This window comes from Vibrio sp. 1641 (assembly GCF_033339995.1).
Lineage (GTDB): Bacteria > Pseudomonadota > Gammaproteobacteria > Enterobacterales > Vibrionaceae > Vibrio > Vibrio alginolyticus.
Genome location: NZ_JAWOVP010000004.1, coordinates 220,672 through 246,893, shown reverse-complemented (window position 1 = coordinate 246,893; position 26,222 = coordinate 220,672). Strand labels below are relative to the sequence as shown.

Annotated in this window: 25 protein-coding genes; 6 read left to right on the top strand and 19 right to left on the bottom strand. The window is 43.6% G+C overall.

What is annotated here, in order from left to right:
* Positions 1-32 precede the first annotated feature (32 nt).
* The gene (locus R7Z47_RS11620; RefSeq protein WP_262597486.1) at positions 33-620 is read right to left on the bottom strand and encodes a porin family protein; all 588 of its coding nucleotides are present in this window, start codon (positions 618-620) and stop codon (positions 33-35) included.
* A 420-nt stretch (positions 621-1,040) separates the two neighbouring features.
* Here R7Z47_RS11620 and ebgR point away from each other — a divergent pair, with 420 nt between their 5' ends.
* On the top strand, positions 1,041-2,027 hold the full coding sequence (gene ebgR, locus R7Z47_RS11615) for a transcriptional regulator EbgR (RefSeq protein ID WP_262606824.1): 987 nt from the start codon (positions 1,041-1,043) through the stop codon (positions 2,025-2,027).
* A 170-nt stretch (positions 2,028-2,197) separates the two neighbouring features.
* Here the strand turns inward: ebgR and R7Z47_RS11610 are convergent, their stop codons facing one another.
* Positions 2,198-3,115 carry a LysR family transcriptional regulator gene (locus tag R7Z47_RS11610; RefSeq protein ID WP_411913054.1) on the bottom strand — a complete coding sequence of 306 codons (918 nt, stop codon included), beginning with the start codon at positions 3,113-3,115 and terminating at the stop codon, positions 2,198-2,200.
* 112 nt (positions 3,116-3,227) lie between these two features.
* Here R7Z47_RS11610 and chrA point away from each other — a divergent pair, with 112 nt between their 5' ends.
* Positions 3,228-4,367 (top strand): chromate efflux transporter, encoded by a 1,140-nt coding sequence (gene chrA / locus R7Z47_RS11605; RefSeq protein WP_262606823.1) that lies wholly within the window; start codon positions 3,228-3,230, stop codon positions 4,365-4,367.
* A 113-nt stretch (positions 4,368-4,480) separates the two neighbouring features.
* Positions 4,481-5,596, top strand: coding sequence for a phosphatase PAP2 family protein (locus R7Z47_RS11600; RefSeq protein WP_262606822.1), 1,116 nt, complete (start codon positions 4,481-4,483; stop codon positions 5,594-5,596).
* A gap of 100 nt (positions 5,597-5,696) precedes the next feature.
* Here R7Z47_RS11600 and R7Z47_RS11595 read toward each other — a convergent pair whose 3' ends face one another.
* The 14 genes from R7Z47_RS11595 to R7Z47_RS11530 form a co-directional block, all read right to left on the bottom strand.
* Positions 5,697-6,710, bottom strand: coding sequence for a tetratricopeptide repeat protein (locus R7Z47_RS11595; protein WP_005386465.1), 1,014 nt, complete (start codon positions 6,708-6,710; stop codon positions 5,697-5,699).
* Between the two features lie 20 nt (positions 6,711-6,730).
* Positions 6,731-7,672: a type II secretion system F family protein gene (locus tag R7Z47_RS11590; protein ID WP_005386462.1), complete on the bottom strand. Its 942-nt coding sequence runs from the start codon at positions 7,670-7,672 to the stop codon at positions 6,731-6,733.
* Between the two features lie 2 nt (positions 7,673-7,674).
* Positions 7,675-8,643, bottom strand: a complete 969-nt coding sequence (locus R7Z47_RS11585) for a type II secretion system F family protein (protein ID WP_005386459.1) — start codon at positions 8,641-8,643, stop codon at positions 7,675-7,677.
* A 9-nt stretch (positions 8,644-8,652) separates the two neighbouring features.
* The gene (locus R7Z47_RS11580; RefSeq protein ID WP_005386456.1) at positions 8,653-10,098 is read right to left on the bottom strand and encodes a CpaF family protein; all 1,446 of its coding nucleotides are present in this window, start codon (positions 10,096-10,098) and stop codon (positions 8,653-8,655) included.
* Between the two features lie 12 nt (positions 10,099-10,110).
* Complete coding sequence (locus tag R7Z47_RS11575) at positions 10,111-11,319, bottom strand: AAA family ATPase (RefSeq protein ID WP_005386455.1); 1,209 nt, start codon at positions 11,317-11,319, stop codon at positions 10,111-10,113.
* A gap of 4 nt (positions 11,320-11,323) precedes the next feature.
* A complete protein-coding gene (locus R7Z47_RS11570; protein ID WP_005386454.1) occupies positions 11,324-11,857 on the bottom strand; it encodes a TadE/TadG family type IV pilus assembly protein in 534 nt (177 codons plus the stop codon).
* Complete coding sequence (locus R7Z47_RS11565; RefSeq protein ID WP_031781046.1) at positions 11,854-12,318, bottom strand: TadE/TadG family type IV pilus assembly protein; 465 nt, start codon at positions 12,316-12,318, stop codon at positions 11,854-11,856. Before R7Z47_RS11565 ends, R7Z47_RS11570 begins: the two co-directional genes overlap by 4 nt.
* A gap of 1 nt (position 12,319) precedes the next feature.
* Positions 12,320-13,639 (bottom strand): pilus assembly protein TadG-related protein, encoded by a 1,320-nt coding sequence (locus tag R7Z47_RS11560; protein WP_318130074.1) that lies wholly within the window; start codon positions 13,637-13,639, stop codon positions 12,320-12,322.
* A gap of 25 nt (positions 13,640-13,664) precedes the next feature.
* Positions 13,665-13,889 (bottom strand): hypothetical protein, encoded by a 225-nt coding sequence (locus tag R7Z47_RS11555; RefSeq protein ID WP_031781045.1) that lies wholly within the window; start codon positions 13,887-13,889, stop codon positions 13,665-13,667.
* Positions 13,890-13,902: 13 nt separating this feature from the next.
* Positions 13,903-15,366, bottom strand: a complete 1,464-nt coding sequence (locus R7Z47_RS11550) for a type II and III secretion system protein family protein (RefSeq protein ID WP_005386449.1) — start codon at positions 15,364-15,366, stop codon at positions 13,903-13,905.
* 7 nt (positions 15,367-15,373) lie between these two features.
* Positions 15,374-16,129, bottom strand: coding sequence for a Flp pilus assembly protein CpaB (gene cpaB, locus R7Z47_RS11545; RefSeq protein ID WP_005386448.1), 756 nt, complete (start codon positions 16,127-16,129; stop codon positions 15,374-15,376).
* Positions 16,130-16,142: 13 nt separating this feature from the next.
* A complete protein-coding gene (locus tag R7Z47_RS11540; protein WP_165401630.1) occupies positions 16,143-17,456 on the bottom strand; it encodes an AAA family ATPase in 1,314 nt (437 codons plus the stop codon).
* Positions 17,457-17,518: 62 nt separating this feature from the next.
* Positions 17,519-18,007 carry a prepilin peptidase gene (locus R7Z47_RS11535; RefSeq protein ID WP_031781044.1) on the bottom strand — a complete coding sequence of 163 codons (489 nt, stop codon included), beginning with the start codon at positions 18,005-18,007 and terminating at the stop codon, positions 17,519-17,521.
* On the bottom strand, positions 18,007-18,180 hold the full coding sequence (locus tag R7Z47_RS11530; protein ID WP_031781043.1) for a Flp family type IVb pilin: 174 nt from the start codon (positions 18,178-18,180) through the stop codon (positions 18,007-18,009). The genes R7Z47_RS11535 and R7Z47_RS11530 overlap by 1 nt, the downstream gene beginning before the upstream one ends.
* Positions 18,181-18,516: 336 nt before the next feature.
* On the opposite strand from R7Z47_RS11530, the gene R7Z47_RS11525 reads away from it, so the two are divergent.
* Together R7Z47_RS11525 and R7Z47_RS11520 are read left to right on the top strand one after the other, a co-directional pair.
* Positions 18,517-19,242: a helix-turn-helix domain-containing protein gene (locus R7Z47_RS11525; protein ID WP_130545037.1), complete on the top strand. Its 726-nt coding sequence runs from the start codon at positions 18,517-18,519 to the stop codon at positions 19,240-19,242.
* Between the two features lie 148 nt (positions 19,243-19,390).
* Entirely contained in the window at positions 19,391-21,082 is a 1,692-nt protein-coding gene (locus R7Z47_RS11520) for an AMP-binding protein (RefSeq protein WP_031779037.1), read from the top strand.
* Between the two features lie 68 nt (positions 21,083-21,150).
* Here R7Z47_RS11520 and R7Z47_RS11515 read toward each other — a convergent pair whose 3' ends face one another.
* Positions 21,151-21,351, bottom strand: a complete 201-nt coding sequence (locus R7Z47_RS11515; RefSeq protein ID WP_225496715.1) for a DUF1127 domain-containing protein — start codon at positions 21,349-21,351, stop codon at positions 21,151-21,153.
* Between the two features lie 106 nt (positions 21,352-21,457).
* Between R7Z47_RS11515 and R7Z47_RS11510 the strand changes: the two genes are divergently transcribed.
* A complete protein-coding gene (locus R7Z47_RS11510) occupies positions 21,458-22,405 on the top strand; it encodes a LysR substrate-binding domain-containing protein (protein ID WP_130545035.1) in 948 nt (315 codons plus the stop codon).
* A 118-nt stretch (positions 22,406-22,523) separates the two neighbouring features.
* Here R7Z47_RS11510 and fusA read toward each other — a convergent pair whose 3' ends face one another.
* Positions 22,524-24,614 carry an elongation factor G gene (fusA, locus tag R7Z47_RS11505; RefSeq protein ID WP_005386444.1) on the bottom strand — a complete coding sequence of 697 codons (2,091 nt, stop codon included), beginning with the start codon at positions 24,612-24,614 and terminating at the stop codon, positions 22,524-22,526.
* A gap of 215 nt (positions 24,615-24,829) precedes the next feature.
* Complete coding sequence (radA, locus tag R7Z47_RS11500) at positions 24,830-26,209, bottom strand: DNA repair protein RadA (protein ID WP_005386443.1); 1,380 nt, start codon at positions 26,207-26,209, stop codon at positions 24,830-24,832.
* Positions 26,210-26,222 lie beyond the last annotated feature (13 nt).

Here is a 26,222-nt window from a genome sequence, read left to right as displayed (position 1 = left end):
CTTTTTAGTATCTATGTTTTGCTTACGCGAGCTTAAAACTTGTAATCAACACCAACGTACAGGCTGTCAAAATCAAAATCTTCGCTGCCACCGTTTTCGGCATCAATACTTACCGAAGAAGCACGGTAGCCACCAGATACAATCAAACCTGAAGCGAACTCATAACCAGCCTCAACACCGTAGTTAAAGCCTACATCACGACCATCATCGGTAACAGTGCTAGATGATTTCACTTCATAAGAAACACTCATTACACCAAGGCCAGCAATCGCACCAACATAGAAGCCTGTACCTGCAAATTGGTATTTAGGCTTCGCATTGAAATTGAACGCAGAAGCATCAACACTAAATTTAACCGGCCACCCCATGTAAGAAAATGTTTCTTCAAAGTCGCCAAAGTATATGTACTCACCTTCAAAAGCTAGTTTGAAGTTTTCTGAATATTGAAGCTCTTTACCTACAGCAAGGCTAAGACCTGTCGCAGAAAAATCTTTTGACAAGCTTTTAACTTTAAGGTCTGAATTTACCAAATCAGCACCAACATACCAGTTACCTTTTGCTTGAACTGATGCTGAAGCAACCACTGCACCTAAAGCCAATAATGGCAATACTTTTTTCATTATAATTTCCTAATTTTTCATACTGTTAGACAGCTTTTAAAAGCGCTGAGATTATAAATAGAGTTGAATACTTTCCTATTGATTTGTTTATAAAATGAGACACAAAACATAAACATGAACAATAAAAGGTTTGCTTGGTTAAACTCTAAACAGCTCGAGTCCTATTAAGTACTAGAGTTACCACAAGTAGCAAGTTTCCAAACCAGTCGCGTTTTTCAGTATTTTTACAGCAATATAATCCTTACGTTTACAGCTTTATTTATTACTCAATAGAGTGTATTTCATGAAAACAAGTTGGCTTGATATGCTGATTTAAAGTGTTTAGGACTGTCTTACTAAAGGTTTGTGCATCTCTAAGTAGCTGTTTAAAATAGTCAGATTATTGAGCTCACACTTGGGCAGTGCCAACGGGAAATTTACATGGCAAAGCTAAAAGATATCGCCATTGAAGCAGGCGTCTCACTTGCAACCGTATCGCGGGTTTTGAACAACGACCCAACGTTGAGCGTTAAAGAAGAAACCAAATACCGCATTTTGGAAATTGCAGAAAAACTGGAGTACCGCACCAGTAGCTCGAAGAAAGGCATCAAAGAAGCTAAGCAAAAACATCACTTTTTAGCCTTATATAACTACAAACAAGAAACAGAGGTGAATGACCCTTACTACTTATCAATTCGTCATGGGATTGAAACGCAATGCGACAAATTAGGTATTACGCTAACCAATTGCTATAACAGTGAAATTGATGTTGAAACGAAAAAGATAACAGGTGTCCTTTTAGTCGGAAATGTCGACCAAAAGGTAGTAGATAAATTACCTAAACGTCTAGCCGATAGCATCTGCTACATAAACTTTTCAGATCCAACCTGCCCTTATGATTGCGTTGATGTCGACCTTATTCGAATCAGTAGGCAAGTAGTTGATTTCTTTGTACAACGAGGCTACCGCCGCATCGGTTATATTGGCGGTCAAGACAAGCACGACGCAGCTGACATTCGTGAAAATGTGTTTTTGGACTATGGCTATCTAAAAGGCGTGATCGCAGAACAAGATATACACTATTGTGCCTGCTCTAGTTTGTCCGGTTATAACTTAGCGAAAGAGATGCTAGCCAAAGGTGACTTCCCGAAAGCAGTATTCATTGATTCAGACTCCATCGCGATTGGCATAGTACGTGCAATCCATGAATTTGGCTTAAAGATACCAGAGGATATTACGTTGATTAGTATGAATGATATTCCTACTGCTCGCTTTACCTTTCCGCCGTTGTCTACAATTCGTATTCACTCTGAGTTGATGGGAACTCAGGGAGTGAACTTACTGGTGGAAAAATACCGAGATGGACGCTTACAACCTCTTCATGTATACGTGCAAACAGAGCTTAAACTACGTGGTACAACTCAATGATACCTTTTCCATTAATCTCTTTTATGAATTAAATCTGGAACATCCCCCCCCAACCAAAGACATTCATTTTGCTCAATCAGTACTGTTTCGGTATAACGCCGATAACTCAGCGGGTAGTAAGAAGTTCAACAACAAATCACTCTAAGCACCATGAGTGCCCCAAATGTTTATCATTTAGAGGTGATGGTCGAAGAAACCAACTCGCGTAGCCAAATGCCTTTGTCTTCATTGTTTCGGCTGGAATGCCACAGCATAGCAATATCAAAATCCGCAACGGCGATCGGCGGCTTAACGGTAACGAGATCGTCCGAAAAGCCCTCCGCCAACGCCATTTTTTCTGGCACGATGGCAATGAGATCGCGCTTTTTCAATAGATGCCGAATAGTGAGAAAGTTGCGCGACGCCACGGTGACTTTGCGGCTCAAGCCATGTTCTGCGAGCTTTTGGTCTACTTGTGTCTTTAAGCTCCCATCGGGACTTACCAGAGCTTGCTCGATGTTCGCGAACGCTTCCAGAGACAGCTGTGTTTCCCCTTTCAACACCTGTTTATCACACATGCACACGTGTTTTTCGGTGTACAAGTACAAGCTCTCAAAGTTGTCATCCAACACCGGCATGCTGCCAATAATGACATCGAGCTTTTCATGCTCAGTTAGTGCCACGTAGTTGCTACGATTGACGTTAATAAAACTGATCTGCGCCTCTGGGGCGCGCTGGCGTATTTCGTCATAAAGCCGAGGAGCAAAGATAAACTCGGCATAATCCGTTAACCCGATGCGACATACACCCGCGTAATTTTCAGGTTGGAAGGCAGACTTAGTGAGCAAGTCTTTGGCGATAGAATCCAACAAGTGATGCACAGTTGGCGCGATGTGGTGAGCGTGCTCGGTGGGCTCCATCTTGTGCCCTTTTCGCTCAAAAAGCGGGTCGTCAAACAACAACCTTAAACGAGACAAACTATGACTCATCGCCGACTGGCTAACGTAATTTTTCTCTGCCGCGACGCTAACGCTTCGATAGCGATACAAGTAGGAAAACGTCACCAATAAGTTCAAGTCAATGTTGCGCCACTGAATGTCCTCTTTCACTCCAACATCCTCATCCCATTTTATTCATAGATGAAATTAAAATCATCAATTTGAGTCATTTTAGAGCATTCGATAAATTAGCAACAATGCTTTTTAGTTAAACAGGCTCGACATGTTCACCATATTCAAAACTTTTTTCTGGCTGGGTTGGTTCAGCTTCGGCGGCCCTGCGGCTCATATTGGTTATTTTCGCCAAACATTTGTTGAGAAACTGAAATGGCTTGATGACAGCGAGTACGCGCAAATTGTCGCGCTCAGTCAGTTTTTGCCGGGACCGGGCTCAAGCCAAGTTGGCTTTGCTTTAGGCTATAAACGCGGCGGTTTAGGTGGCGCATGCGCAGCATTTGTCGGATTCACGCTTCCTTCGGTGATCATCATGTTGGCGCTGGCGATGGTGAGTAGCCAAATCACCGACACCGCAATGTTCCAAAACATCGTTCACGGCCTAAAACTGCTAGCAGTCGTCGTCGTGGCGGATGCTACTTGGGGCATGTACAAAAATTTCTGCCAAAGTAAACTGACCGCGGGTTTGTGCGTCGCGACTGCGATTGCGTTGCTGGTGGCACCAAGCATCATGACGCAAATGTTCGTGTTGATCGCAGCAGGTTTTGTCGGAATGCGATATCTAAAGAAAGACTCCGCGCCATCAGCCGAGCCGTTTAAACCGTCTATCGCGCCATTGGCTCTATTTGCGGTGCTTTTACTCGGCTTACCGTTAGTGGCTCATACGTTACCTTTGCTTGGGCTGTTTAGTGATTTTTTCCAAGCTGGTAGCTTAGTGTTTGGTGGCGGTCATGTGGTTCTGCCGCTTCTGCAAAACATTGTTGGCGACCAGCTCAGCCAAGATGCATTTTTAACAGGCTACGCCGCTGCACAAGCTGTACCGGGGCCAATGTTCACCTTTGCGACTTTTATCGGTTATGAGCTTTCGGATACGCCAATTTTAGGCGCTCTGATCGCAACACTTGGCGTATTCCTCCCAGGGTTTCTTTTACTGCTTGGCGTTCTTAAAAACTGGCAAGCACTGGCAGGCAAACCGCTGGTCTCCGGCGCCATCAACGGTGTAAATGCCTCGGTAGTAGGGTTACTACTCGCGGCACTTTACCAGCCAGTATTTAGCAGCGCAGTTGTTGCTCCCATCGACATGGCGTTAGTGATTGCGGGTTTCTATCTACACAAAAAGCTCAACCTATCGGTTCTGTGGAAGATCGTGTTTTTTGTGGCTGCAGGCCTTGTCACGGGCATGATTTAGTCTGCTGATACGCCAACTATTGAATCCAGATAAACCACGGGCACTCAAATACGAGTGCCCGTTTTCTCAACTAAGCTTAATGATATTGGAAGGATAGAGATGACGGATCATCGATGGAACAAGACAACAATTACGAGCTCAACCTGAGCTGGCAGCAAAAAGCATCGGCTTTACTCACATCAGTGAAGAATGAGTTATTGAACGATAAGATTTTCTACACCTATTGCTTTATCTCTACGACCATTATTTACCTTTGTTCTTTGTATCTCGATTTCCCTATCGATTACTCTTTTACCACTTACCTTGAAACGCTCATGCAAGCTTTGTATGTCACAGGTTTAAGCTGGTGTATCTACTATTATTTCTATCTCATACTGCGCAAAGAAAAACAGCCAGCAAAGCGCTTCATACGAAAACTGAAGCATCTTATTTTTCCGCTGTACCGACCTGTATCAGTGTTTGTTTCGATGATGGCACTCAACCTGATTTTCTCTAACCACACGTTTTTGAAATCGCTGATTCCAATCATCAATCCATTCAAGTGGGATCTGACCTTTGCGAATATTGATTCGTTGCTACACTTCGGGTTTGCTCCGTGGGAGTTGACCCATGCATTATTCTCCAATGCTTGGGCCTCATTAGGGCTAAATGTAGCCTACAACGCATGGTTTTTTTGTATGTGGGGCATACTCATCTTTTTCCTTATCTACAAAAAATACCCGTTGGTAAGGCAACAGTTTTTACTCACGTTCGCATTGTCTTGGATGATTCTTGGTGTCTTCTTCGCCACGCTGCTTTCTTCAGCAGGCCCTTGCTATGTGGAGCTTATCACTGGAGATGAACAGTTTGTTCCTCTGATGAAAACGCTCGAAGCCCAAAGCCAATATCTTACCAATGTGGACGCTGGGCAATTGTGGGCATTGCCTACACAGCAATATCTTTGGGATGAGTACATCGCGAATGCCAATGGTATTGGCTCTGGCATTTCGGCAATGCCTAGTTTGCACGTTTCCATTGCGGTTTTGATGGCGCTATCAATTTATAGACTCAACAAAACCATCGGCTACTTTGCCTACGCTTTCGCAGTCATCATTCAAATCGGTTCGGTACATTTAGCTTGGCATTATGCGATTGATGGCTACCTCGCAACACTCTTGACGGTGATGTTATGGAAGATAGTTGGTTGGGCTTTACGGCGCTATGCTTCTTACCCTGAAAGAAGAGAATGAACGGCTAATTGAACAAACACCTTTGCAACGGACTACTCCCGGTAAATGAAAAAGCCACTCTATCTTGCAGAGTGGCTTTCTTTTAAAAGGGTCTTCAAATTTATTGGAGAAGCGCGGTAGAGGTATCCCCTCGCTCTCTCACCATTGCCAATGCTCGTTCTAGGTTTTTATTTGCCAGTTCATAGTAGGCAGGGTTCTTATCAATAGCCTGTTGTAGATAAGGAATCGCCTCGCCTGGTTTGCCTTGAAGGATCAAGAAGTAACCAACATTATTGAGTGCTTCCGGCTCTGTCATGTGTCGACTAAAAATACTCAGAGCTTGTCGTGGCTGATCTTTAGCTAAAGCAATGAGACCTAAATTATTGATTCCTCTCTCATCTCCTGGCTTGATACTTAGTGCGGCTTGAGTAAAGTGCGCCGCTTTTGAGTAAGCTTTTTCCATGTAGTAGGAGTAGCCAAGGCTGACCAAAGCGTTTACGTTTCTTGAGTCAATATCCAACGCTTTTCGAATTAACGCCTGCGCAATATCGTGGTCGCCACGAATGTCGTAAAGCACACCTAGACCGGAGTAAGCAGAGACTGGTGATTTATCATCATAGCGATATGTTGCAACGCTCTCTGCAGTAATGTTGTCTTTAGTGATGGTAGGATCGCCATCCATGCGAATTTGGTCAGCATTCAAAGCGCGTATGTAGTAGCTTTTCCCAACGTCCTTTTCTCCACGCTTCGTGTATAAAGTACCAAGCTCAGTCAGGGAGCCAATATGATCGGGGTTCTCAGCCAAAGATGCTCGAAATGATTTATCGGCGAGTTCTGAATTCTCCCTAGCTAAATGGATGCGCCCCACGGTGTACAAGGTTTTATCTTTATGGACCGCATTCGGGAAAGAGAGCGAGCGAATATATTCATACAAGGCTAAGTCGACATTTTTGTTGCTTAATGCAATATCCCCTCGTGAGATTGCCTCTTCCTCTGTTTTGGGTGGTTCATCATTAGTGAGAGACTCAACGGGCTTACCTGAGTACAGCGTTGAATCGAAATCTGATGACTGTTCAGTTGTTGAACATGCGGTAAGCACCAACAACGAGATGATGACGTATTTCTTAATCCACATAACGATCCCTATTTTGCTTTTTAATTAGAAAATGCCTCAGCCAATGAAATTAACGCAGGTCCGATAGCCACTATAAAAAAGCAAGGCCAAATAAATAGCACCATTGGAAACATCATTTTGACTGGGATTTTTGCAGCAATTTCTTCTGCTGCTTGTTGACGCTTATCCCTGTAGTCTTCGGTATATTCACGCAAGGAGTTGACTAAACTCCCCCCTATTCGAGAGGCATGGCTAAGCATACTTACCAGCCCCATTAATTCTTCTAACCCTGTCCTTAATACTAGCTCCCTCAGCGCTTCTGGCATTGGTTTGCCCGCTTTAATTTTGTTGCACACCGTATCGATTTCATCAGCAAGCTCTGGGTGAGAGATAACCAGTTCATCAGCAACCCGACGCAACGCTGCATTAAAGCCAAGCCCTGATTCGGTACAAACCACCAGCAAATCAAGCATGTCGGGCACACCTGCACGAATCGCTTGCTGACGCTTGTTCACCATTCGACGCAAAATAAAATCAGGAAATAAAAGCCCAATAAATACGGATAACGCCATATACGTGTACAGGTATTTAGATTCCGGAACCGAGAAATACACCAGTGCCGCCACCATCACACCTAAGATTGTCGTGACCGATTTAATGGCATAAAACATCGATAATGCATTGCTTTCATGAAACCCAGCATGCATCAGTTTATTGCGTGTCGTTTGACGCTCTTTTTCACTGGTTGGGGAAGTTAAAGGCGCTAACGACTCCAAGGTGTCTGACATTTTCTTGTTGTGATGAGAGACTTCTTTCTTATCACCAGACAATTCGGCTAACTTTCGTTTAATTGGCGAGTTAACCCCGATAATTATCGAGCCTAACGTCATCACAACCAACACTGTAGTGATGAGGATCAACCCCATAAGCAGTGTTTCTTGGCCGACAGCAAAATCGTTTAACCATCCTTGAATACTTTCCATGGCTACACCTCAATATTGACGATTTTACGAATCCAAAGCGTGCCGATAAACAACGCTACCATCCCACCAATGACCATTTTGATCCCCATTGGATGCGTGTGGAGTAACTCAATATACTCAGGTCGAACAAGGGAAATGATGACGTACAAACCAAAAGGCGCTAATACTAATACCCATGCCGACATTCGAGATTCCGCCGAAATGGTTTTTATTTTTCGAGCGAGTTTGAAACGAGCACGTAGGATATGGGAGAGCTTCTCAATGTTTTCGACTAAGTTACCACCCGTTTCCTTTTGCAGTAACACAGCACTGGAGAAAGCAAGCATAGATACGGTAGGAGTTCTCTCCGACATTTGCATAATCGCCAAGCGGAGGTCATAACCATAGTTGAGTAAGTTAAAGGTATTCATGAACTCAGGACCAAGCGGTGCACTAACCTCTCTGCCTACTTCTCCAAACCCCTGCGTAATTGGCTGCCCTGCCTGCAAAACTCGCTTGATGATATCGAGAGCCTCTGGCAGTTGCTCTTCAAATTTCATTAAACGATCAGCAATCCTTTTCTGTATGTAGAAGTAAACAGACACCCAGCAAGCAAACGCAACGCCAGCACAGAGGTACCAAACTTGCCCGAACAAGAACAGAAATAGACCAACCGCAGTCCCTCCGAGGAATGTGAGGAAAATAAACCGACTGAACCCCATGTGTATCCCAGCCAGTTCCAACTTCTTCTTAAAGCTATCGAACAGGCTAAACCTCACAAGCCATCGCTCTAATGGCGATAGATTCTTGAGCGAGTTTTCCCTTAATAAAGAAATACTCTCTTGATCAATATGTTTATGGCTTTCGTGTATCCGCTTGATTAATTGCTTATGCTTAACCTTTTTACCCGCAGAAGGCAGAATTAACGCTTGGCTAATAAAGAATACGGACAAAAACAGCAGTACAAGAAAAAGGGGGAATTGACTATCCATAGCAATCTCCTAACGGGCTTTTTCATTGAATATTTCAAATGGTACGTCTAAGCCTCGTTTTACTAATTGGTCATGGCAGCTTGGTACAATCCCTGTAGCCATGTAATCACCTAACACATTGCCTTCTTGATCGACCCCTCTTCTTTGGAAGGTGAAGATCTCCGACATGGTAATAACGTCACCTTCCATGCCATTGATTTCTTGTACGCTAACCATGCGACGTTTACCGTCTTCCTGACGATCCATTTGCACAACAATATTGATGGCCGACGCGATCTGCGCTCTCAAGTTTTTTGTCGACACATTCCACCCTGCCATCGAGAACATATTCTCAATCCGGCTCAACGCATCTCTTGGTGTATTCGCGTGGATAGTAGCCAAAGACCCATCATGACCCGTGTTCATTGCGGATAGCATATCCACCGCTTCTGAGCCACGAACCTCACCAACAACTATCCGATCGGGACGCATACGTAGTGAGTTTTTTACTAAATCACGCTGAGAAATTTCACCCTTACCCTCGATATTGGAAGGACGTGTTTCCAAACGGATAATATGTGGCTGTTGGAGTTGTAACTCTGCTGAGTCCTCAATGGTTACAATGCGTTGGTCGCTAGGAATAAAGCTCGACAAAATATTTAGCGTGGTTGTTTTACCAGAACCTGTACCTCCAGAAATCAGGATATTCATTTCCCCCACAACCGCCGCATTAAGAAACTTCGCCATTTCAGGAGACAACGATCCAAGTTCTAATAGGTTATCCATATTCAAACGTTCAACAGCAAAACGTCGAATAGAAACTGAAGGCCCATCAATAGCAAGAGGAGGTATAATCGCATTAAAACGTGAGCCATCTTTGAGTCGAGCATCCACCATGGGTGAAGCCTCATCGATCCTTCGACCCACTTGGCTTACAATACGGTCGATAATATTGCGCAAATGGCGTTCGTCTAAAAAGGTGTGCGGTGTTTTCTCCAACTTACCAAAACGTTCGACGAAAATATTTTTCGGGCCATTTACTAAGATATCTGAGATTGTTTGATCTTCAAGAAGTGGCTCAAGAGGCCCTAGGCCGAACACTTCATCTTCAATTTGATGTATTACGCGGTTTCGCGCTTCTGAACTCAATGGGTGTGTTTGATCTTCCGCAATGAGCTGAACAACCGCTTCGCGCAACTCCTCTTTCGCGCGATCTTCTTGCAAGTGCGATAGAAGCCCGAGATCCAAGGTATCCAGTAGTTTCTTGTGGTAGTAGTGTTTTATCGAGAGATCTTGTTCTAATTGCTTTTTCTGCTCCTCGATCGCTTTCATCTTGGCTTCTACCGGCGACAAAGACTTTTGCTCATCTGACGAGTCTTCATCAGATTTTGCCAACTCGACATTCACAACTTTGGATTCTTTTGTTTCATCTACGGAATTGAAAGAACTCCCGACGCCTTTCCGTTTGAAAAACATAACTCCCCCTTACTAAGAAAATAGTTTTTTTATCCAACTTTGATTCTCTTTGGTCGGACTTTCTAATAAGTGCGATATTTCAGCCAAAGACGCTTTCAGCGCACTATTTTTCTTAGATTGAACAATTGGGTTGCCCAAATTAGCGCTCTCGATAGCAATAGCAAAGTTATTAGGTACTAAGTGTATTGCATGTCCACTAACCGCATTTTCAATGTCTTTCAACGATATTGTCGATTTCTTTTCAAAACGATTAACAATTAGTTCAACCTGATGACTACTTAAACCATAGTCTAATTCTAAAGAACGTATATAACTAACAGCATGCTTCACCGAGGTAACATTCTGTTGCAGAATCAAAAAAACATGTGTTGCCGGAGAAACAATTTGTTGATAAACGTGCTCAACGCCATGAGATAAATCCACAATAATATGTGAGTAAAACTGCCTCAAAATAGGTAATAATTTACTAACTTGAACCGCATGCTTGTAATTACCTTTTGGATCATTTTGGTTAAAACACAAATAATTCAAACCTGAAGGATGCTGGTAGACTAATCCTTCTAGTGATAATTCATCTAAATCATTAACAGAATCAATCACATCATTAATATTGTATTTAGGCTTACAGTTTAAATAATCAGCGGCATCACTAAACTGCATATCCAAGTCAACGAGCAACACTTTACTCTTAGCATAGCTTGATAATTCTATTGCTGTATTAATAGCCAAAGTGGTTGCTCCAGAGCCACCTTTTGTATTAATAAACAATGTTAGATCGCCCATTTTCTTATTGGCAATCTTTTCATCCGCGGTAGATTTTAATAAAGGATATAGCTCGCCAAAATCAACCGAACGAGACAAATAATCTGTTGCCCCAAGCCTTAATGCCATTTTAAGGGATGCAGTATCGTTCTCGTCGCCAAATACAATCAAAGCAGTATGATTATGCTGTAAACTGCTGTCACTAGAATAAACATGAGCCACTTTCTGAGCCCAGCTTTCACCGGTTTCAATATAAATGAGATCAGGAACTTGCTTATTTTTCACAAAGTCCAAGTTAAAGGTATCTAGCTCTATCCAATCAATATTTAGATTTACACACCTTGATAGTTCATCAGCAATGTGAATTTTAAAATTTGATGTAGAATAAACTATCCAAATAATCAAGTTAGTTTTTAAACTTTTATGTGTTTCATTATCCATTTTGACTGGTTTCAACATAAAGCTACTCCGCGGAACAATCCGAATAAACAGCTGGGTTATCAGCTTCAGGCTTTAATACACCTAAGCTTTCTGCCGGCAATACAGTTTCAAAAGCAGGCGTTTTTCCTACTGCACTAATAAGCGCAGCTAACACAAAAAACTTAAATTCATAATCAACTGCTCTTGCTTGAACATATTTTATTTTTGAAAACTGAGCATCTAACACTGTAGATGCTGCAGGTGGAGTACTCAAAAAATCCGACACATCAACAGTTGCACCTGTATCGTCTAAATATTCGATTTGTAAATTATTAGCGGTAAAACCTGAAGGATATAGACTCTCCAAAGCTTGATGATTAGGTATTTCATCACGTTCAGAAATAAAACAAACCGTGGCAAGTCGTGCCGCTCGCCTGGTAATTTCGTTGACCATTTGCACTGAATAAAAGTAGATTGCAAACTCAATAATCATGAACAGTACTAACATTACCGCAAGTGCAATTAACGAAAACTCAACTTGGGTCAGTCCTTTCTGTTTCCTTATCCATTGTTTCATGGGCTAGTCCTCATTGACGCAGAAGAGCCAATACTGAAAGCCAAAGAGGTTCCGGTAAAAGGTAAGGTTGAGAAAATAGGCTCATAATTATAAGTAGCCGATATGGTGACAACCTTATTGGTGTCCGTTGGTTGAGTCACAATAATGTCAGCAGCTTCAATATAGTCGATTACCGGCGTACCAACGCCACTCGGCGTGCCATAGATCACCACATTTTTAATATCAGATTCTTCAGCTATACCTTCAAAATCTAACGTGCCATAAGTATCAACCACGGCATACCGTGCGCCATTTTGCAACGCTTTGTTGACCTCTGTGTATTGAATAAAAGCTCGGCTCACGTCGATAACTAATACGGTCAGCATCAGTAGCACTGGCAATGCAAGAATAAACTCTATAATTGCCAGTCCTTTCTGGTTAGCCATCTTTTTCATCTGATGCTTTCTATTGGAGTACATCATATTAAGACCCTCCACTTGACGGGTCTTTGTATAGAACGATTTTGTATGGCCCAACTCCATCTTCATCCGGATCTACCCCAGACGACGCATTTTTTACCGTACAATCCTCTAGAAACTGACCGAATATTTCCGATTCATTCCCCTTGTTTTGCACTTCCTGAGTAACAAAAAAGCATCCTAGGCCCAGTACTTCTAAATCCATCTTGCCGCCTTTTTTTGGAGCTTCATCACAACGAACGATCGGCACTCGTAATACCCTTCGATCGGTTTTCCCATCCGCTCGGTAATATTGCGACTTGCACGCGCCAGGCCCCCCCGTACAAGCGGCTAACCCTTCGACATAATCGGCATAATAAAACGCATCGTTATCAACGGCCGGATCTTCCGCATCCTGATATTGTTGTTGGTAATTGTCGTATGTTACGTTGGACTCTTCGATGTACTTATCTGAAGTAATGCCTTCATCTGGCTTACCCCCATCAAATCTCGTATTTAGACCTTGCGCTACTGGTCCCGTACCTTTACCAGACTCTGTTGTGACTAAATCACCGACTGTTATGCACTCCTCAGTATCCCCTGCCAGCATTTCTCTTACTGTATTTTTACCGGAACCAAAGTCTAAAAGGTGATAGTTACCCGAACCAATGCCACCATCCGTGTGCCCTGATGGTTTCAATACATGAATAGTGTCAGCATCTCGATCTTGTGCACCATTGTAGTTTGGGTTTGAAGAAGGAATGTATCCCCACGCCAGATCAGCTGAGCCTACATCGCCACACATAGCAATAGGCGACACGTTACATGTAGTAATGCTTGGCGCACTTGGTCCTGCAACAGCACTCGCTGACACCCCTTTGTCGAGCCCAAACATGCCACTTAAATACTGTGTCAACAGAACATTACTAACGGCAACACGAACATAGATGTCGCTGTCACTGCCCAAAGAGAACTCTCCAGCTTCAACAAATGAGCCTTTAGCGTTCGAATTTGAGAAAGTTACATCTATGTTTTCCCCCGTGTAAACTAATTCTTGGTTACCATCAGACGCAGCAGAATGAGTCAGAGCATCATTCGCCGCCTGCGTCGCTAAACTAAGCCGCTCAGCCAAATCTGCCGCGTCGGTCCTTTCATCGACGACAACCGCAGCCGCTAATGCAGCGGAGTCGACCGCGTTTTGTAGTCTTGTTTTATTGAGTACTTGGTGATTCAAATCAATACCAAAGGCTGCAACACCAAGTAAAAATAATAAAACTAAACTAATTAATACCAAGGTAATCCCTTTCTGAGCTCTCCTTGGCGCTATATGCATATTCCTTCGCATAGCCCCTCCTAAGTGAACATATCACTTAATCATCTTTGGCTACCCCATTGTTGTTATATACCTCTAAGCTAACTTGTGTGCGCTCACCACTACCTTCCGGTAAGTAGCCCAAATTCTCATACCAGGCTTCTGGATTCAGAGTTTGTTCAGCGCGCAGCTGGCTAACCGAGATACCAAGCTCGGGGTCATTCGCACAGCCAAACAAGCCGAATGATGTGAAACAAATGGTCATTATCATTATGCTTTTCATCTTGTTCTCCCACTTATAGACTGTGCCCAAACTTGCCCTCAGAGCCACCTTCTGACGAACCGTATTGAATAAAATTGTTGTTAGTATCTTCTTCACTGATGTCGTTTAGCTGGTACCTATCGAAATCCAACTCAGCACCTTTACCAAGCAAATAGAACTCCACATCGTTTGGAGCAACAAAACCATCTGTTGGTAGCGTGATTCGACGTCGATCAATTGGGGTTGCTAATCGAGGAGTAACCAGAATGACTAGTTCTGTTTCCCCAGAGGTAAATTCTTCACTCTTAAACAAGCGGCCTAACACAGGTAGATCACTCGCACCAGGTATACCATTCGCAACGTTACGCGCGTTTTCACTCAATAGCCCCGCAATACCAATGGTTTGACCATCTGCTAGCTCAATCGTTGTACCAGCACTTCGTTTTGTGATTGGTGGAATAAAGAAAGTGGCATTCACTTCGTTTGGATTAAACGTCAACACACCAGAATTGGAAATTTCACTCACATTGACGTTCAGTTTGAGATTGATTCTCTTATCGCTCAAAATAAACGGAACAAAGTCGAGTTGAACACCGTACTCTTTGTAGTCGATGGTAATACCATCTTCATTTGGTACTGGAATTGGGAATTCACCACCAGCGACAAACTCGGCTTGCGTACCACTTAATGCGGTAAGGCTAGGCTCTGCCAGCACTTTCGCTACGCCATTTTGCTTCGCCACATCAAGCGCAAAGGTAAACAAGGTATTACTGTCAATAAACGATCCGAGAAAACCGAAATCTTCGACTGTTGGGACGTTCAAAATCGGTCCAATGCCATCAATACCGCCACCAGCAGTCGTACCACCCCAAGTAAAGTCCCCACTTCTTTGGAAAAAGTGGAAGTTTGAGTCGAAGCGTCTTACAAGTGTGCGCTGTACTTCGGCAACGGTAACTTCTAGCGTTACCTGTTGAGCACCACCAATAGAAAGTAGATTGATGACCATACTTTCATCATCTTTAGAGCTATCATCTTCTTCATCTGCCGCTTCACCCAAAGCAAAGGTTTCAGCAATTTTGACCGCAGTGTCCATGTTTTGCTGACTGCTGACCAAGCCTCTAAGTACCACTTTTTCTTGCGCACTGTGCACTTCGATATTTTCATCCGGCAAGAACTGATAAAGCTTCGACTTAAGCGTATTTAGATCATGCGTGACTTCCACGTTAAACTGCTCAATTAACCGGCCTCGGCGATCCCACACCGACACATTCGTGGTACCTAACTTCTTACCAATAAGAAACAGCTCGTTCGATCTGAGCACTAAAATATCCAAGACTTCTGGATCCCCTAACGTCACTTTCTTTGCTTGGCCTGATATCATCAATTGAGTTGATTGGTGATGTGCAACGGTTACGACTTTTCCTGACTGCGCCGTAGCTGCGTTAACAGACAAGCTGACGAAAAGTAACTGGCTAACAAGTAATATTATTGTTTTCATAATTCACCTAATTGCTGACTCGGACACTGGATGCCTGAGATCCCTTAATAATGGTCACACTAGGTCGTGGCGTGTATTTTCTTGCTACAACAGGTTTATCCACTTCATGAGGGTTGCGCAGAGCAAGCTGTATATCGCCTTTGCTGTTCGCCGATAAGAGCTTTTCTGCCTCTTTCGGTGTTACTTCTAAAGTCACAGCGCGTACAATCACGGGTTTGTTATCATTCGTTTTGGCTGTTTGGTCCACCGCAAGAACATTGATATTTTTAAGCACTGTTTTTGTTGTGGCGTTTTTACCTTGTCCATAACTCACTGTATTCAGGACATCGACCTTGTTGCCTGGTAACAAAAAACCTGCCACACCGATAACGTCATTTACGCGAATAGTGATTGCTCGCTTGTTTTCTGGAATTAACGCAGCAAGTGTTGCGCCTTCACCAGGTAGGGCAAGGCGATGAGGGTTAACAAGTTCACCCGCGTAAATAGTATTGGCAACGATTCTTCCCAATGCCTGTTCTTTTACTTTCAATGTTTCATCATCTATCCAGTCCACTTCCATGAGCTTAGTAGACAAATGTTTCTCAGAGAGAATAGTTCCTGGTTCTAGCTCCATGGCGGCAACTAAAACGGGATGCCTTTCGACCTCTTCTAACTCGACTGTTGGTTGGTTTCTGCCATCCATCCATTGTTTAGCTATCAACACGGCAGCAAGGCCGAAAACAATGGAGAGTAGCAATAGCATGATGACTTGAGTCCGACTCATAATTTAGATCTCCCTATTCATCCACTGTGAAATACAGTCCCCAGGCACGAGTTAAAATGTCTGATGAGACGACTTTTCGTTTTCCTTCAAAAACGAGAACGTCTCTGCTAATGCCCAAAAGATCTTTAGGTAAGCATGGATAATTAGGCATTTTATTTTCACGGTGCAATTGATTTAATGTGTCAAAGAATTCAGGCGACAACGCGAGTTGCAAGTCTTTGGACAGCGATAACCAAAGCGCTTTATAGTCATCATCACCAAGTGGCTTAAACTCAATTTTGTACCCCAGACGGCGTAAAAAAGCAGGGTCAGCAATTTTGCTTGGTGCAAAATTGGATGAGAATGCCAAAGTAAGCATAAATGGCACCGTTACTTGTTGACCATTTGGCAGCGCCAGATGGTCAAATAAGTATTCCATCGGAACGATCCATCTATTTAGCAAGGCATCAACAGGCATTGACTGACGACCGAGATCATCAATCACTAAGATTCCGTTGTTAGCCATCATTTGAAGTGGCGCAATCCATACACGATTATGCTCGCTGTGGTTTACCTCAAGCATCTCCAATGTCAGCTCACCGCCCACTTGAATGTTTGGTCTTTCACAAAGAACCCAGCGTTTGTCGTAATGGGTTTCCAACTTAACGAAAACCTGAGAATGGGAGTTGTCTAAACGACGGTGATGATGCTCTGAGAACACTTTGATGATGTTGCCATCGGCATATACGGCGTAAGGAATAAACACCGAAGTGTTCATTGCATTGAGCACTCTTGATGCAACGTAACTTTTACCAGTACCCGCGTGGCCGTAAAGCAACAAAGCTCGTCCAGAGTTGATAGCAGGTCCGAGAACAGGAACTAAGTGATCCGAGCCAAAAACATCAGATAATGCACGCTCTACATCGATACGGGTAACAGGGTTTTTGCGTAGATCTTGTCCTTCAACAACGGTCCAATACTCTTCCAAAGAAACTGGAACAGGACCGATATACGGATCTTTTCTATATGCAATGTCTGCTTCCGCAAGTCCTAACTCCGTTAGACTATAACGAATGTTCGAGTACGAATGGTTTAGCTTCTCAGATGTAGGCTGATATACCTCAACCCAGCTTCGTTTCCTCAACTGCGCCAAAGCAAGTTCAACAATATTTGAAACCACACATAACCGCTGTGTTAACTCGATCAAATCACATTTCGGATAAGCTGACAGGTGTTTCAACACTAAGTTTTCAACGACTGAAGCCGGTATGCCAAGACCTTCTACCGATGAAGGTACTTTTGGTGGATTTATTTGTGGCACGAGTTTTTCCCAATACACAGAGCCCATCACACTTCCCCTCCTTGAAGTTGCTTAGCCAACTGATGCTGCATGCCATTTATTATTTTTATTTAGTGGGTATAGGAAAAATAAGCTAATCCAATTACGATTATCGGCGCGAATGGAATGACCAACGGCTTACTGGACCTAAAACCTGGTGTTACTTTTTCTAAGCAATACCCTTTAATCTGATGTGATAGAGCAACACTAGTCGATGACACATGTAGCATTAGATAAAAAATGCCGACAATGCCTCCAGCGAGTATTATCCCGGTAGACGCTTCCCCAAGGTTACTCAATCCCAACCATGCCCCTATGACGGCGAGTAACTTAACGTCTCCTCCAGCCATTACTTTGAAAAGATACAGCGCGAAACACACCGCAAACGCAACCAACCCACCATATAAATGATCCAAACCAGTTGTGGCTGGGTTGTAAATTACGTTTGCAGTTACTGCAACCAAAAGCATAAGCACCGCTTTATTCGGTATTCTGTGTTTCTGTGCGTCTGAAACTCCAATCGCAATAAGTAATGACCAAATAATTAACTCGCTAACCATTACGAAGAGCTAATACGACCAGCTACTGAAGTGAACTTGTTAGACAAGGTTGTCCAGAAGCCTGAAGTCAAGAATGCAGTAACAATTAGTGCCGCACCTAGGATATACTCCAAAAGTGTTAGCCCCTCTTCGTCTTCCATGAAGTCCTTGATTAGATTACGAAAGTTATCCATAAGATTATCCCCTTTATTTAACCAAATCTCGCTTGTCCATGACGCAGGTATCATATACACCCGAATCATGCTTAAACATTAGTCATCAAGAATTAGGGGGGTTAGGACTTTTTTGCCAAAGGTTAGTACTTTCTTGCCTGTCTGCGCTTCAGAGACGAAATGTATCATAAATAAGACACATCACTGTAAGCTATGTGACACATTTCACACTTGCAGTATGACTATATAAGCCTAAGCTTAATAAACGAAAGGGTGAGGTCTGAAGCTCAAGGAATGAGGCTCGACTGACCTCAATGCATACTAACATTGGTGTAGTACGTACTGAGCAGGATTCATATGGATAAACAGACCAAAGCTTACTGGATAGGAGAGACCCTTTGCTCGCTGCCGGAACAATTTCGTTGTGAGTTTGATGGGTGCTTTGACATTATGGACTGCAGTAAAGATATCTCAGTCCTCAGTGATAAAGAACATAGCTATTTCTTTTACTACATAACCTGTGATCATCAAGAGCACTTGAAAGGTGTTATAACGCTCTGTAAAAACCTCGACAAAAAACTAATCGTCGTATCTCCAAAAGATACGGCTCCTCACTTGCCGCCCAAGCATATTTGTGCGGAATATTATAAGTTGAACGAGCTCACTCTTCCTATCTGGCTTTCACAAATAAAATTGAAATACTTTTTGCATAGTAAAGTAGACGAAGAACAAATCTCGGTAGATAAACTTTTCTCTCGAAGCGGCAAGTCAAACTTTTCAGACGTAGTCCATTACATCGCCAATAACGTTCATAAGGACCTAAGAGAAGAGGAAGCAGCCGCTCTTTGTCATTACTCGCCGAACTACTTTTCCAAAGTTTTCCATCGTAAAGTGGGTATGTGCTTTCGTGATTATGTCACGGCGAAACGCATTTCATTAGCTAAGAAAATGCTAATTGAAAATGAATCGATGAAAATTGCTTACATTGCTTATCAGTGCGGGTATCGAGACGTTTCTTACTTTTCTCGAATTTTTAAGAAAAAAACAGGTCTGTCTCCAGCAAATTATCGACAGCAGTTTTAGGCTTTATTTGTAGCAACTGTCAGAACAACTAACGCTATCTTCCCCACATATTTCATCAAAATGCATTCCCGTGTCGCGATTTAACATGCTAAAGTTAACAATGCGTTAACAATTATAAATACAATGAGAAGACATGGAGTCACTTAAAATGAATCAGCCGAATCTAAATAGCGCTGCTGGTTGCGCTCTCCCACCACCAAATGAAATGATCCTCAAATGGGCTCAAGAGCGTCCAAATGAGGTCTACCTAAAACAAATTATTAACCGACAGTTTGTTGAGTACACATTCTCTGATGTTGCAGATCAAGCCTTAAAACTTGTCAGCGCACTACGCTCGCTTGGTGTAAAGCCTGGCGACAAAGTCGCGTTAGTATCTAAAAACTGTGCAGAATGGTTTATTTGCGATCTTGCTATGATGCTTGGTGACTATGTCAGTGTGCCAATCTTTCCTACCGCCGGTGCAGACACCATCGAATACTGTGTGACTCATAGTGAAAGTAAAGCGATCATTGGCGGAAAACTCGATGATCCCAAAGCAACTCAGCAAGTCATTGATGCTATGCCTGAACTCATTAGCATCGCTCTACCTTATGACACGGCACCTAAGTGTAAGCACGAATACCAAGCGCTCATTGCTGATGCAGTGCCAAGTGAAGAGCGTCCGCAGCATTACGATGACAAGCTAATGTCGTTGGTGTATACCTCAGGCACATCAGGGTTACCGAAAGGCGCGATGCTAACTTACGGCGCATTCAGTTGGTCTGTTCAGCAACTGATCAATCATATTGGTATCCAAGAAAACGACCGACTGTTCTCTTATTTACCGCTCGCTCATATTACAGAGCGTGTTTATATCTTCGGTTCATCGATTATGGGTGGCGTGCCAACAGCATTTCCAGAGTCACTGGACACTTTTATCGAAGATGTGAAGATGCACCGACCAACTCTGTTTATCTCCGTCCCACGGTTATGGACGCTATTCCAGCAACGTATTCAAGACAAACTTCCACAGAAGAAGCTCAATATTCTGTTGAAAATCCCATTCGTCAATTCTTTGATCAAGAAAAAGCTAGCAGATGGTCTAGGTTTAGATCAGGCTCGAGTATTAGGCTGTGGCTCTGCACCTGTCTCGCCAGCGCTGTTGGAATGGTACCACTCAGTGGGCCTTGATATCACAGAGGCTTGGGGGATGACGGAATCATTTGCCTACAGCACGCTCAACTACCCATTTAGAGCTGACAAAATCGGTAGTGTCGGTAATGCAGGGCCAGGCATTGAGTTAAAAATCGCAGCTGATGATGAAATCATGGTGCGTGGCAAAGGGCTATTTTCTGGCTACTACAAAAATGACATTGCCACCCAAGAGTCTTTTGATTCAGAGGGCTGGCTACACACAGGCGATATCGGCGCTATCGACTCAGATGGTTATCTAACGATTCAAGGCCGTAAAAAAGATAACTTCAAAACAGCCAAAGGTAAATTTGTCTCTCCGGTTCCTATCGAGAAAAAGCTTTTCGAGTACAGTCGTGTAGAGATGATGTGTCTCATCGGTTTAGGGCTACCCGCTCCGATTCTTTTGGTTGTGCCACATGACTTCCCTAACTTTGATCGAGAGCGATACGCACGTACCACACGTAAAGTTATTGCCAGGATGAATCAAGAACTCGCCTCTCATGAGCAAATCAAAGGCGTGTTAATGATTAAAGAACCTTGGAGTATAGAAAATGGCGTACTGACGCCAACACTTAAAATTAAACGTCATGTGCTCGAACAAAAGTATCATGAGATAGGCCACAATTGGCCAAAAGATGAATTGGTCGTGTGGGAAGAAGACTTGTAATTTTGCTTGCACTCCTCAACGCCATTGGGGAGTGCAGCTTAACTTTGAGCTTGAATCAAACTCATAAACTACTCTCTCCAGAATGGCTTACTCACTTCACAATTAATCTCCCTTTCACCTAATCCAATATCGTCCCAAAGGTGCTTTGGTAACTCTCTCAAGTGACGACGTGTCTTATAGTTCCTTCTCCAAGCCGCCAGTTTAGAATAAATTAACTGTAACCCGCTCTGATGGGCAGTAGGTATAGTACGCTCACAAGTGTGTGTCATGTTTTCCATTTCAAAGATTCCTATACAATGTTGACCACTTAATAATCAGCGACTACGCTGATATCCTCAAACGATAGAATCTGCCATAGAGTTAAGGAAAACTAATGTGAAAGATCGAATGCCTCCCTTACAGGGCTTGTATTACTTTTTCGTTGCAGCAAAGGAAGGAAGCTTTAAAACGGCAGCAAAAGAACTGTTTGTTACGCCAGCGGCCATTAGTCAGCAAATTCGTCATTTAGAAGAGTTCTTAGGCACGGACCTATTTGTTCGTCAGCACAGAAAAATCGTGCTCACACCAGAGGGAGAGCTACTGTTTAGTCAGGCAGAAAGAGGGTTTGCTCATTTGCAGCAAGGGGTTAGATTAGTCAATCAAGATCCAAACCCGAACCACCTTTCGATATCAACACTCCCCTCTTTCGCTCATCATTGGTTAGTCCCGAAAATTACGGCTTTTCGCCAGCGTCACCCTGATATCGCCTTGCTATTAGAACCAACCAATGATTTGGTGTCTTTTCAAGATAGTCAGATAGATTTATGTGTTCGTTACGGTTTAGGAAAATATCCCAATTTAGAATCACAATGGCTGATGGACGAAGCTTTTTATCCTGCTTGTCATCCGGTGTACCAGAAAGAGCACGGGATCTATAACATCGAGGATTTAAGCAAAGCTGAGCTGATTGAAGATGTTTGGCCTGATCTTGATTGGAATATGTGGTTAGCAACCTTGGGTCACTGCGCAGCAAAGCCTACCTTAAAATACAGTGGATCACATCTCGTGCTTGAGGCTGCACTATCACTTCAAGGCGTGGCATTAGTAAAACACAGTTTAGCTCATCAATATTTTCGTTCTGGCAAATTGGTCCGAATTGGAGATATCGCTATCAAGCCCAACTTTGCGTATTACTTGTGTGCGCCAAAAGGCTACTTAAAAAGACCTAAAGCTCAATTGTTTGCGCAATGGTTGAAGGAAGAAATAGAAATATTTGAAAAGTCAGTGGTACCAGACTTTAGGACCATTGACCTAAAAGGCAACAGTACTAGAACGGCATCATAACAATCGTCAAAACAAACGCTAAATAGGAATAAAACAAACACGCTCTGCGTATAAGACTGCTAAATACAAAAAGCCCCGCACTAAGCGGGGCTTTCAAGTTATAGAGTTAACTTAAGAATTACTTCTTAGCGTTACGCTCTTTAACGTCAGCAATTACTTGCTCTGCAACGTTTGTTGGACATGGTGCGTAGTGTGAGAACTCCATAGAGAACTGACCACGACCAGAAGTCATAGTACGTAGAGTACCGATGTAACCAAACATTTCTGATAGAGGTACATCACCCTTGATACGTACGCCAGTAGACGCTGCTTGTTGGTCTTTGATCATACCACGACGACGGTTAAGGTCACCGATTACGTCACCAACGTGATCTTCTGGAGTGAACACGTCAACTTTCATGATTGGCTCAAGAAGTTGCGCGCCAGCTTTAGGCATAGACTGACGGAATGCACCTTTCGCTGCGATTTCGTAAGCTATAGCTGAAGAGTCAACTGCGTGGAAACCACCGTCGAATAGTTCAACTTCAACGTCTAGAGTAGGGAAGCCAGCTAGAACACCGTGCTCCATCATTGACGCAAAGCCTTTCTCAACTGCAGGCCAGAATTCTTTAGGTACGTTACCACCAACAACTGTTGATTTGAACGTGAAGCCAGAGTTTGGCTCACCTGGTTTGATGCGGTAGTCGATCTTACCGAACTGACCAGAACCACCAGACTGTTTCTTGTGCGTGTAGCTATCTTCGATTGCTTGAGTGATAGTTTCACGGTAAGCAACCTGTGGAGCACCAACTTCTAGCTCAACGCCGTAAGTACGCTTAAGGATATCTACCTTGATGTCTAGGTGAAGTTCACCCATACCTTTCAGGATAGTTTCGCCTGAATCTTCATCAGTCTCAACTTGGAATGATGGATCTTCTGCAACCATTTTACCGATCGCGATGCCCATCTTCTCAGAACCGCCTTTATCTTTAGGCTTAACTGCGATAGAGATTACTGGATCTGGGAAGATCATTGGCTCAAGAGTACATTCGTGCTTAGGATCACATAGAGTGTGACCAGTTTGAACGTTCTTCATACCAACTACAGCGATGATGTCACCAGCTTGTGCTGAATCGATCTCGTTACGCTCGTCCGCGTGCATCTCAACCATACGGCCGATACGCTCTGTTTTACCAGTTGCAGAGTTAAGAATTGTGTCACCTTTCTTCATCTTACCAGAGTAGATGCGGATAAAGGTTAGAGCACCGAAGCGGTCATCCATAATCTTAAATGCAAGAGCACGTAGTGGCTCGTCTGCAGATACAGTCGCAACTTCACCAGTTGGCTCACCAGTCTCTGAATCAGTTAGAGGCTGTGGATCAACTTCTGTTGGAGATGGTAGGTAATCAATTACCGCGTCAAGAATAAGTTGGATACCTTTGTTCTTGTACGCTGAACCACAGTAAGTTGGGAAGAATGCTAGATCACGAGTACCTTTACGGATACAACGTTTGATGTCTTCTAGAGATGGCTCTTCGCCTTCTTCTAGGTAAGCCATCATTAGATCTTCGTCTTGCTCTAGAGCAGTTTCGATTAGCATTTCACGGTATTCAGCAGCTTTTTCTACCATGTCTGCTGGAATATCTTGAACTTCGTAGTTCTCTGGTTGGCCAGACTCATCCCATACGTAAGCTTGTTGGCTTAGTACGTCTACAACACCTACGAAATCTTCTTCGATACCGATAGGTAGAGTCATAACTAGAGGTGTAGCACCTAGTACGTTCTGTACTTGATCTACAACTTTGTAGAAATCTGCGCCCATACGGTCTAGTTTGTTAACGAAGATCAGACGTGATACGTGTGATTCGTCAGCGTAACGCCAGTTAGTTTCTGACTGAGGCTCAACACCACCAGAACCACAGAATACACCGATACCACCGTCAAGTACTTTTAGAGAACGGTAAACTTCGATAGTGAAGTCAACGTGTCCAGGAGTATCGATGATGTTTAGACGGTGATCGTTCCAGAAACAAGTTGTTGCTGCAGACTGGATTGTGATACCACGCTCAGCTTCCTGCTCCATGAAGTCAGTAGTAGTTGAACCGTCGTGAGTGTCACCGATCTTATGGATCTTACCAGTTAGCTTTAGGATACGCTCTGTAGAGGTAGTTTTACCCGCGTCTACGTGAGCAAAAATACCAATGTTTCTGTATTTTGATAAATCAGTCATTGTCTTACTCTGTTAATAAGGTATAAAGTGCGCGCAGAGTATATCACATTCTGTCAATACTGATACCCTTGCGTGCGGATGGAAGAAAAAAAATTTTAACGTGAAATTTCCGTCCCCAAAGCATAGTCAAACACAGCAATTTATGTACTTTATTCGCATTTTATTGAGGACGGATAGAACAGTTTGTGATTGCACAAATACCATTCTTATGAGCATTACAGCTCGTCAAAAGCCTCTATCGCTTCCGACAATTTCTTAACGCCGTGAATTTGCATGCCAGGGATGCCACCTTTCGGCATGTTGGCTGCTGGCACGATGGCTTTCTTGAAACCATGTTTGAACGCTTCATTCAAACGCTCTTGCCCACTTGGCACTGGACGGATTTCGCCCGCAAGCCCTACCTCACCAAAAATCACCACATCTTTAGGGAGTGGACGGTCACGAAAACTCGATAAAAGCGCCATAACTAAAGCAAGATCAGCGCTTGTCTCCGTCACCTTAACACCGCCAACCACATTAACAAAGACATCTTGGTCTGCCATTTGTAAGCCACCATGCTTATGCAACACAGCGAGCAAAAGTGATAGGCGGTTCTGCTCCAAGCCGACCGCAACACGACGAGGGTTGGCTAACTGCGAGTAATCCACCAGCGCTTGAATCTCTACTAGTAGAGGGCGCGTGCCTTCCCAAACCACCATGACTGAAGAGCCTGATGTTTCTTCTTCACCACGAGAAAGGAAGATCGCTGATGGGTTACTCACTTCCTTCAATCCTTGGCCTGTCATTGCAAATACACCAAGCTCATTCACAGCACCAAAACGGTTTTTATGACTACGCAAAGTGCGGAATCGGCTATCCGTTCCACCATCGAGTAGTACCGAACAGTCGATAATGTGTTCAAGAACTTTGGGGCCCGCAAGGGTACCATCTTTTGTTACGTGACCAACAATAAATACCGCAACATTATTCTGTTTTGCGTATCGTGTCAGAGCCGTCGCAGATTCACGTACCTGAGCAACACTGCCAGGCGACGATTGAACATCAGAAACGTGCATCACCTGAATCGAGTCTATTACCATTATACGAGGCTGCTCTTTTTCGGCGATTTGGCAAATTTTGTCGACGTTCGTTTCCGATAGCATTTTTAAATGATCTTTCGGCAAGCCCAATCGGGAAGCACGCATTGCCACCTGCTGTAATGACTCTTCACCGGTTACGTAAAGCGTTGGCATTTGCGCAGATAAACTACACATGGTTTGCAACAGAAGGGTTGATTTACCTGCACCAGGGTTACCACCAATCAAAATTGCGGCACCTGGCACAACACCACCACCCAACACGCGGTCAAGCTCTTTAAACCCACTGGTGAAGCGAGGTACTTCTTGCAGATCAATTTCGGATAGCGTTTGAACCGTAGCTTCTGTTGCGGAACCAGCGTAGCCGCTTAAGCGTTCATTGCGAGCAACGGTTGGCGATGCAGCGATACGTACTTCTGTTATCGTATTCCATGCACCACATGCGTTACACTGCCCCTGCCAACGGGGAAAGTCCGCGCCACAATCATTACAAACATACGCTCGTTTTGCTTTCGCCATGATGCCTCAATTT

Excerpts from the sequence above, each read along its gene's own strand:
- R7Z47_RS11555 (WP_031781045.1), bottom strand. The coding sequence starts at position 13,889 with ATGAAAAGCATAATGATAATGACCATTTGTTTCACATCATTCGGCTTG.
- R7Z47_RS11550 (WP_005386449.1), bottom strand. The coding sequence starts at position 15,366 with ATGAAAACAATAATATTACTTGTTAGCCAGTTACTTTTCGTCAGCTTG.
- R7Z47_RS11585 (WP_005386459.1), bottom strand. The coding sequence starts at position 8,643 with ATGGATAGTCAATTCCCCCTTTTTCTTGTACTGCTGTTTTTGTCCGTA.
- R7Z47_RS11565 (WP_031781046.1), bottom strand. The coding sequence starts at position 12,318 with ATGATGTACTCCAATAGAAAGCATCAGATGAAAAAGATGGCTAACCAG.
- R7Z47_RS11525 (WP_130545037.1), top strand. The coding sequence starts at position 18,517 with ATGGATAAACAGACCAAAGCTTACTGGATAGGAGAGACCCTTTGCTCG.
- R7Z47_RS11595 (WP_005386465.1), bottom strand. The coding sequence starts at position 6,710 with ATGTGGATTAAGAAATACGTCATCATCTCGTTGTTGGTGCTTACCGCA.
- radA (WP_005386443.1), bottom strand. The coding sequence starts at position 26,209 with ATGGCGAAAGCAAAACGAGCGTATGTTTGTAATGATTGTGGCGCGGAC.
- R7Z47_RS11590 (WP_005386462.1), bottom strand. The coding sequence starts at position 7,672 with ATGGAAAGTATTCAAGGATGGTTAAACGATTTTGCTGTCGGCCAAGAA.
- R7Z47_RS11515 (WP_225496715.1), bottom strand. The coding sequence starts at position 21,351 with ATGACACACACTTGTGAGCGTACTATACCTACTGCCCATCAGAGCGGG.
- R7Z47_RS11520 (WP_031779037.1), top strand. The coding sequence starts at position 19,391 with ATGAATCAGCCGAATCTAAATAGCGCTGCTGGTTGCGCTCTCCCACCA.
- R7Z47_RS11620 (WP_262597486.1), bottom strand. The coding sequence starts at position 620 with ATGAAAAAAGTATTGCCATTATTGGCTTTAGGTGCAGTGGTTGCTTCA.
- R7Z47_RS11600 (WP_262606822.1), top strand. The coding sequence starts at position 4,481 with ATGGAACAAGACAACAATTACGAGCTCAACCTGAGCTGGCAGCAAAAA.
- chrA (WP_262606823.1), top strand. The coding sequence starts at position 3,228 with ATGTTCACCATATTCAAAACTTTTTTCTGGCTGGGTTGGTTCAGCTTC.
- R7Z47_RS11540 (WP_165401630.1), bottom strand. The coding sequence starts at position 17,456 with ATGGGCTCTGTGTATTGGGAAAAACTCGTGCCACAAATAAATCCACCA.
- R7Z47_RS11575 (WP_005386455.1), bottom strand. The coding sequence starts at position 11,319 with ATGTTGAAACCAGTCAAAATGGATAATGAAACACATAAAAGTTTAAAA.
- ebgR (WP_262606824.1), top strand. The coding sequence starts at position 1,041 with ATGGCAAAGCTAAAAGATATCGCCATTGAAGCAGGCGTCTCACTTGCA.
- R7Z47_RS11580 (WP_005386456.1), bottom strand. The coding sequence starts at position 10,098 with ATGTTTTTCAAACGGAAAGGCGTCGGGAGTTCTTTCAATTCCGTAGAT.
- R7Z47_RS11570 (WP_005386454.1), bottom strand. The coding sequence starts at position 11,857 with ATGAAACAATGGATAAGGAAACAGAAAGGACTGACCCAAGTTGAGTTT.
- fusA (WP_005386444.1), bottom strand. The coding sequence starts at position 24,614 with ATGACTGATTTATCAAAATACAGAAACATTGGTATTTTTGCTCACGTA.
- R7Z47_RS11560 (WP_318130074.1), bottom strand. The coding sequence starts at position 13,639 with ATGCGAAGGAATATGCATATAGCGCCAAGGAGAGCTCAGAAAGGGATT.
- R7Z47_RS11535 (WP_031781044.1), bottom strand. The coding sequence starts at position 18,007 with ATGGTTAGCGAGTTAATTATTTGGTCATTACTTATTGCGATTGGAGTT.
- cpaB (WP_005386448.1), bottom strand. The coding sequence starts at position 16,129 with ATGAGTCGGACTCAAGTCATCATGCTATTGCTACTCTCCATTGTTTTC.
- R7Z47_RS11530 (WP_031781043.1), bottom strand. The coding sequence starts at position 18,180 with ATGGATAACTTTCGTAATCTAATCAAGGACTTCATGGAAGACGAAGAG.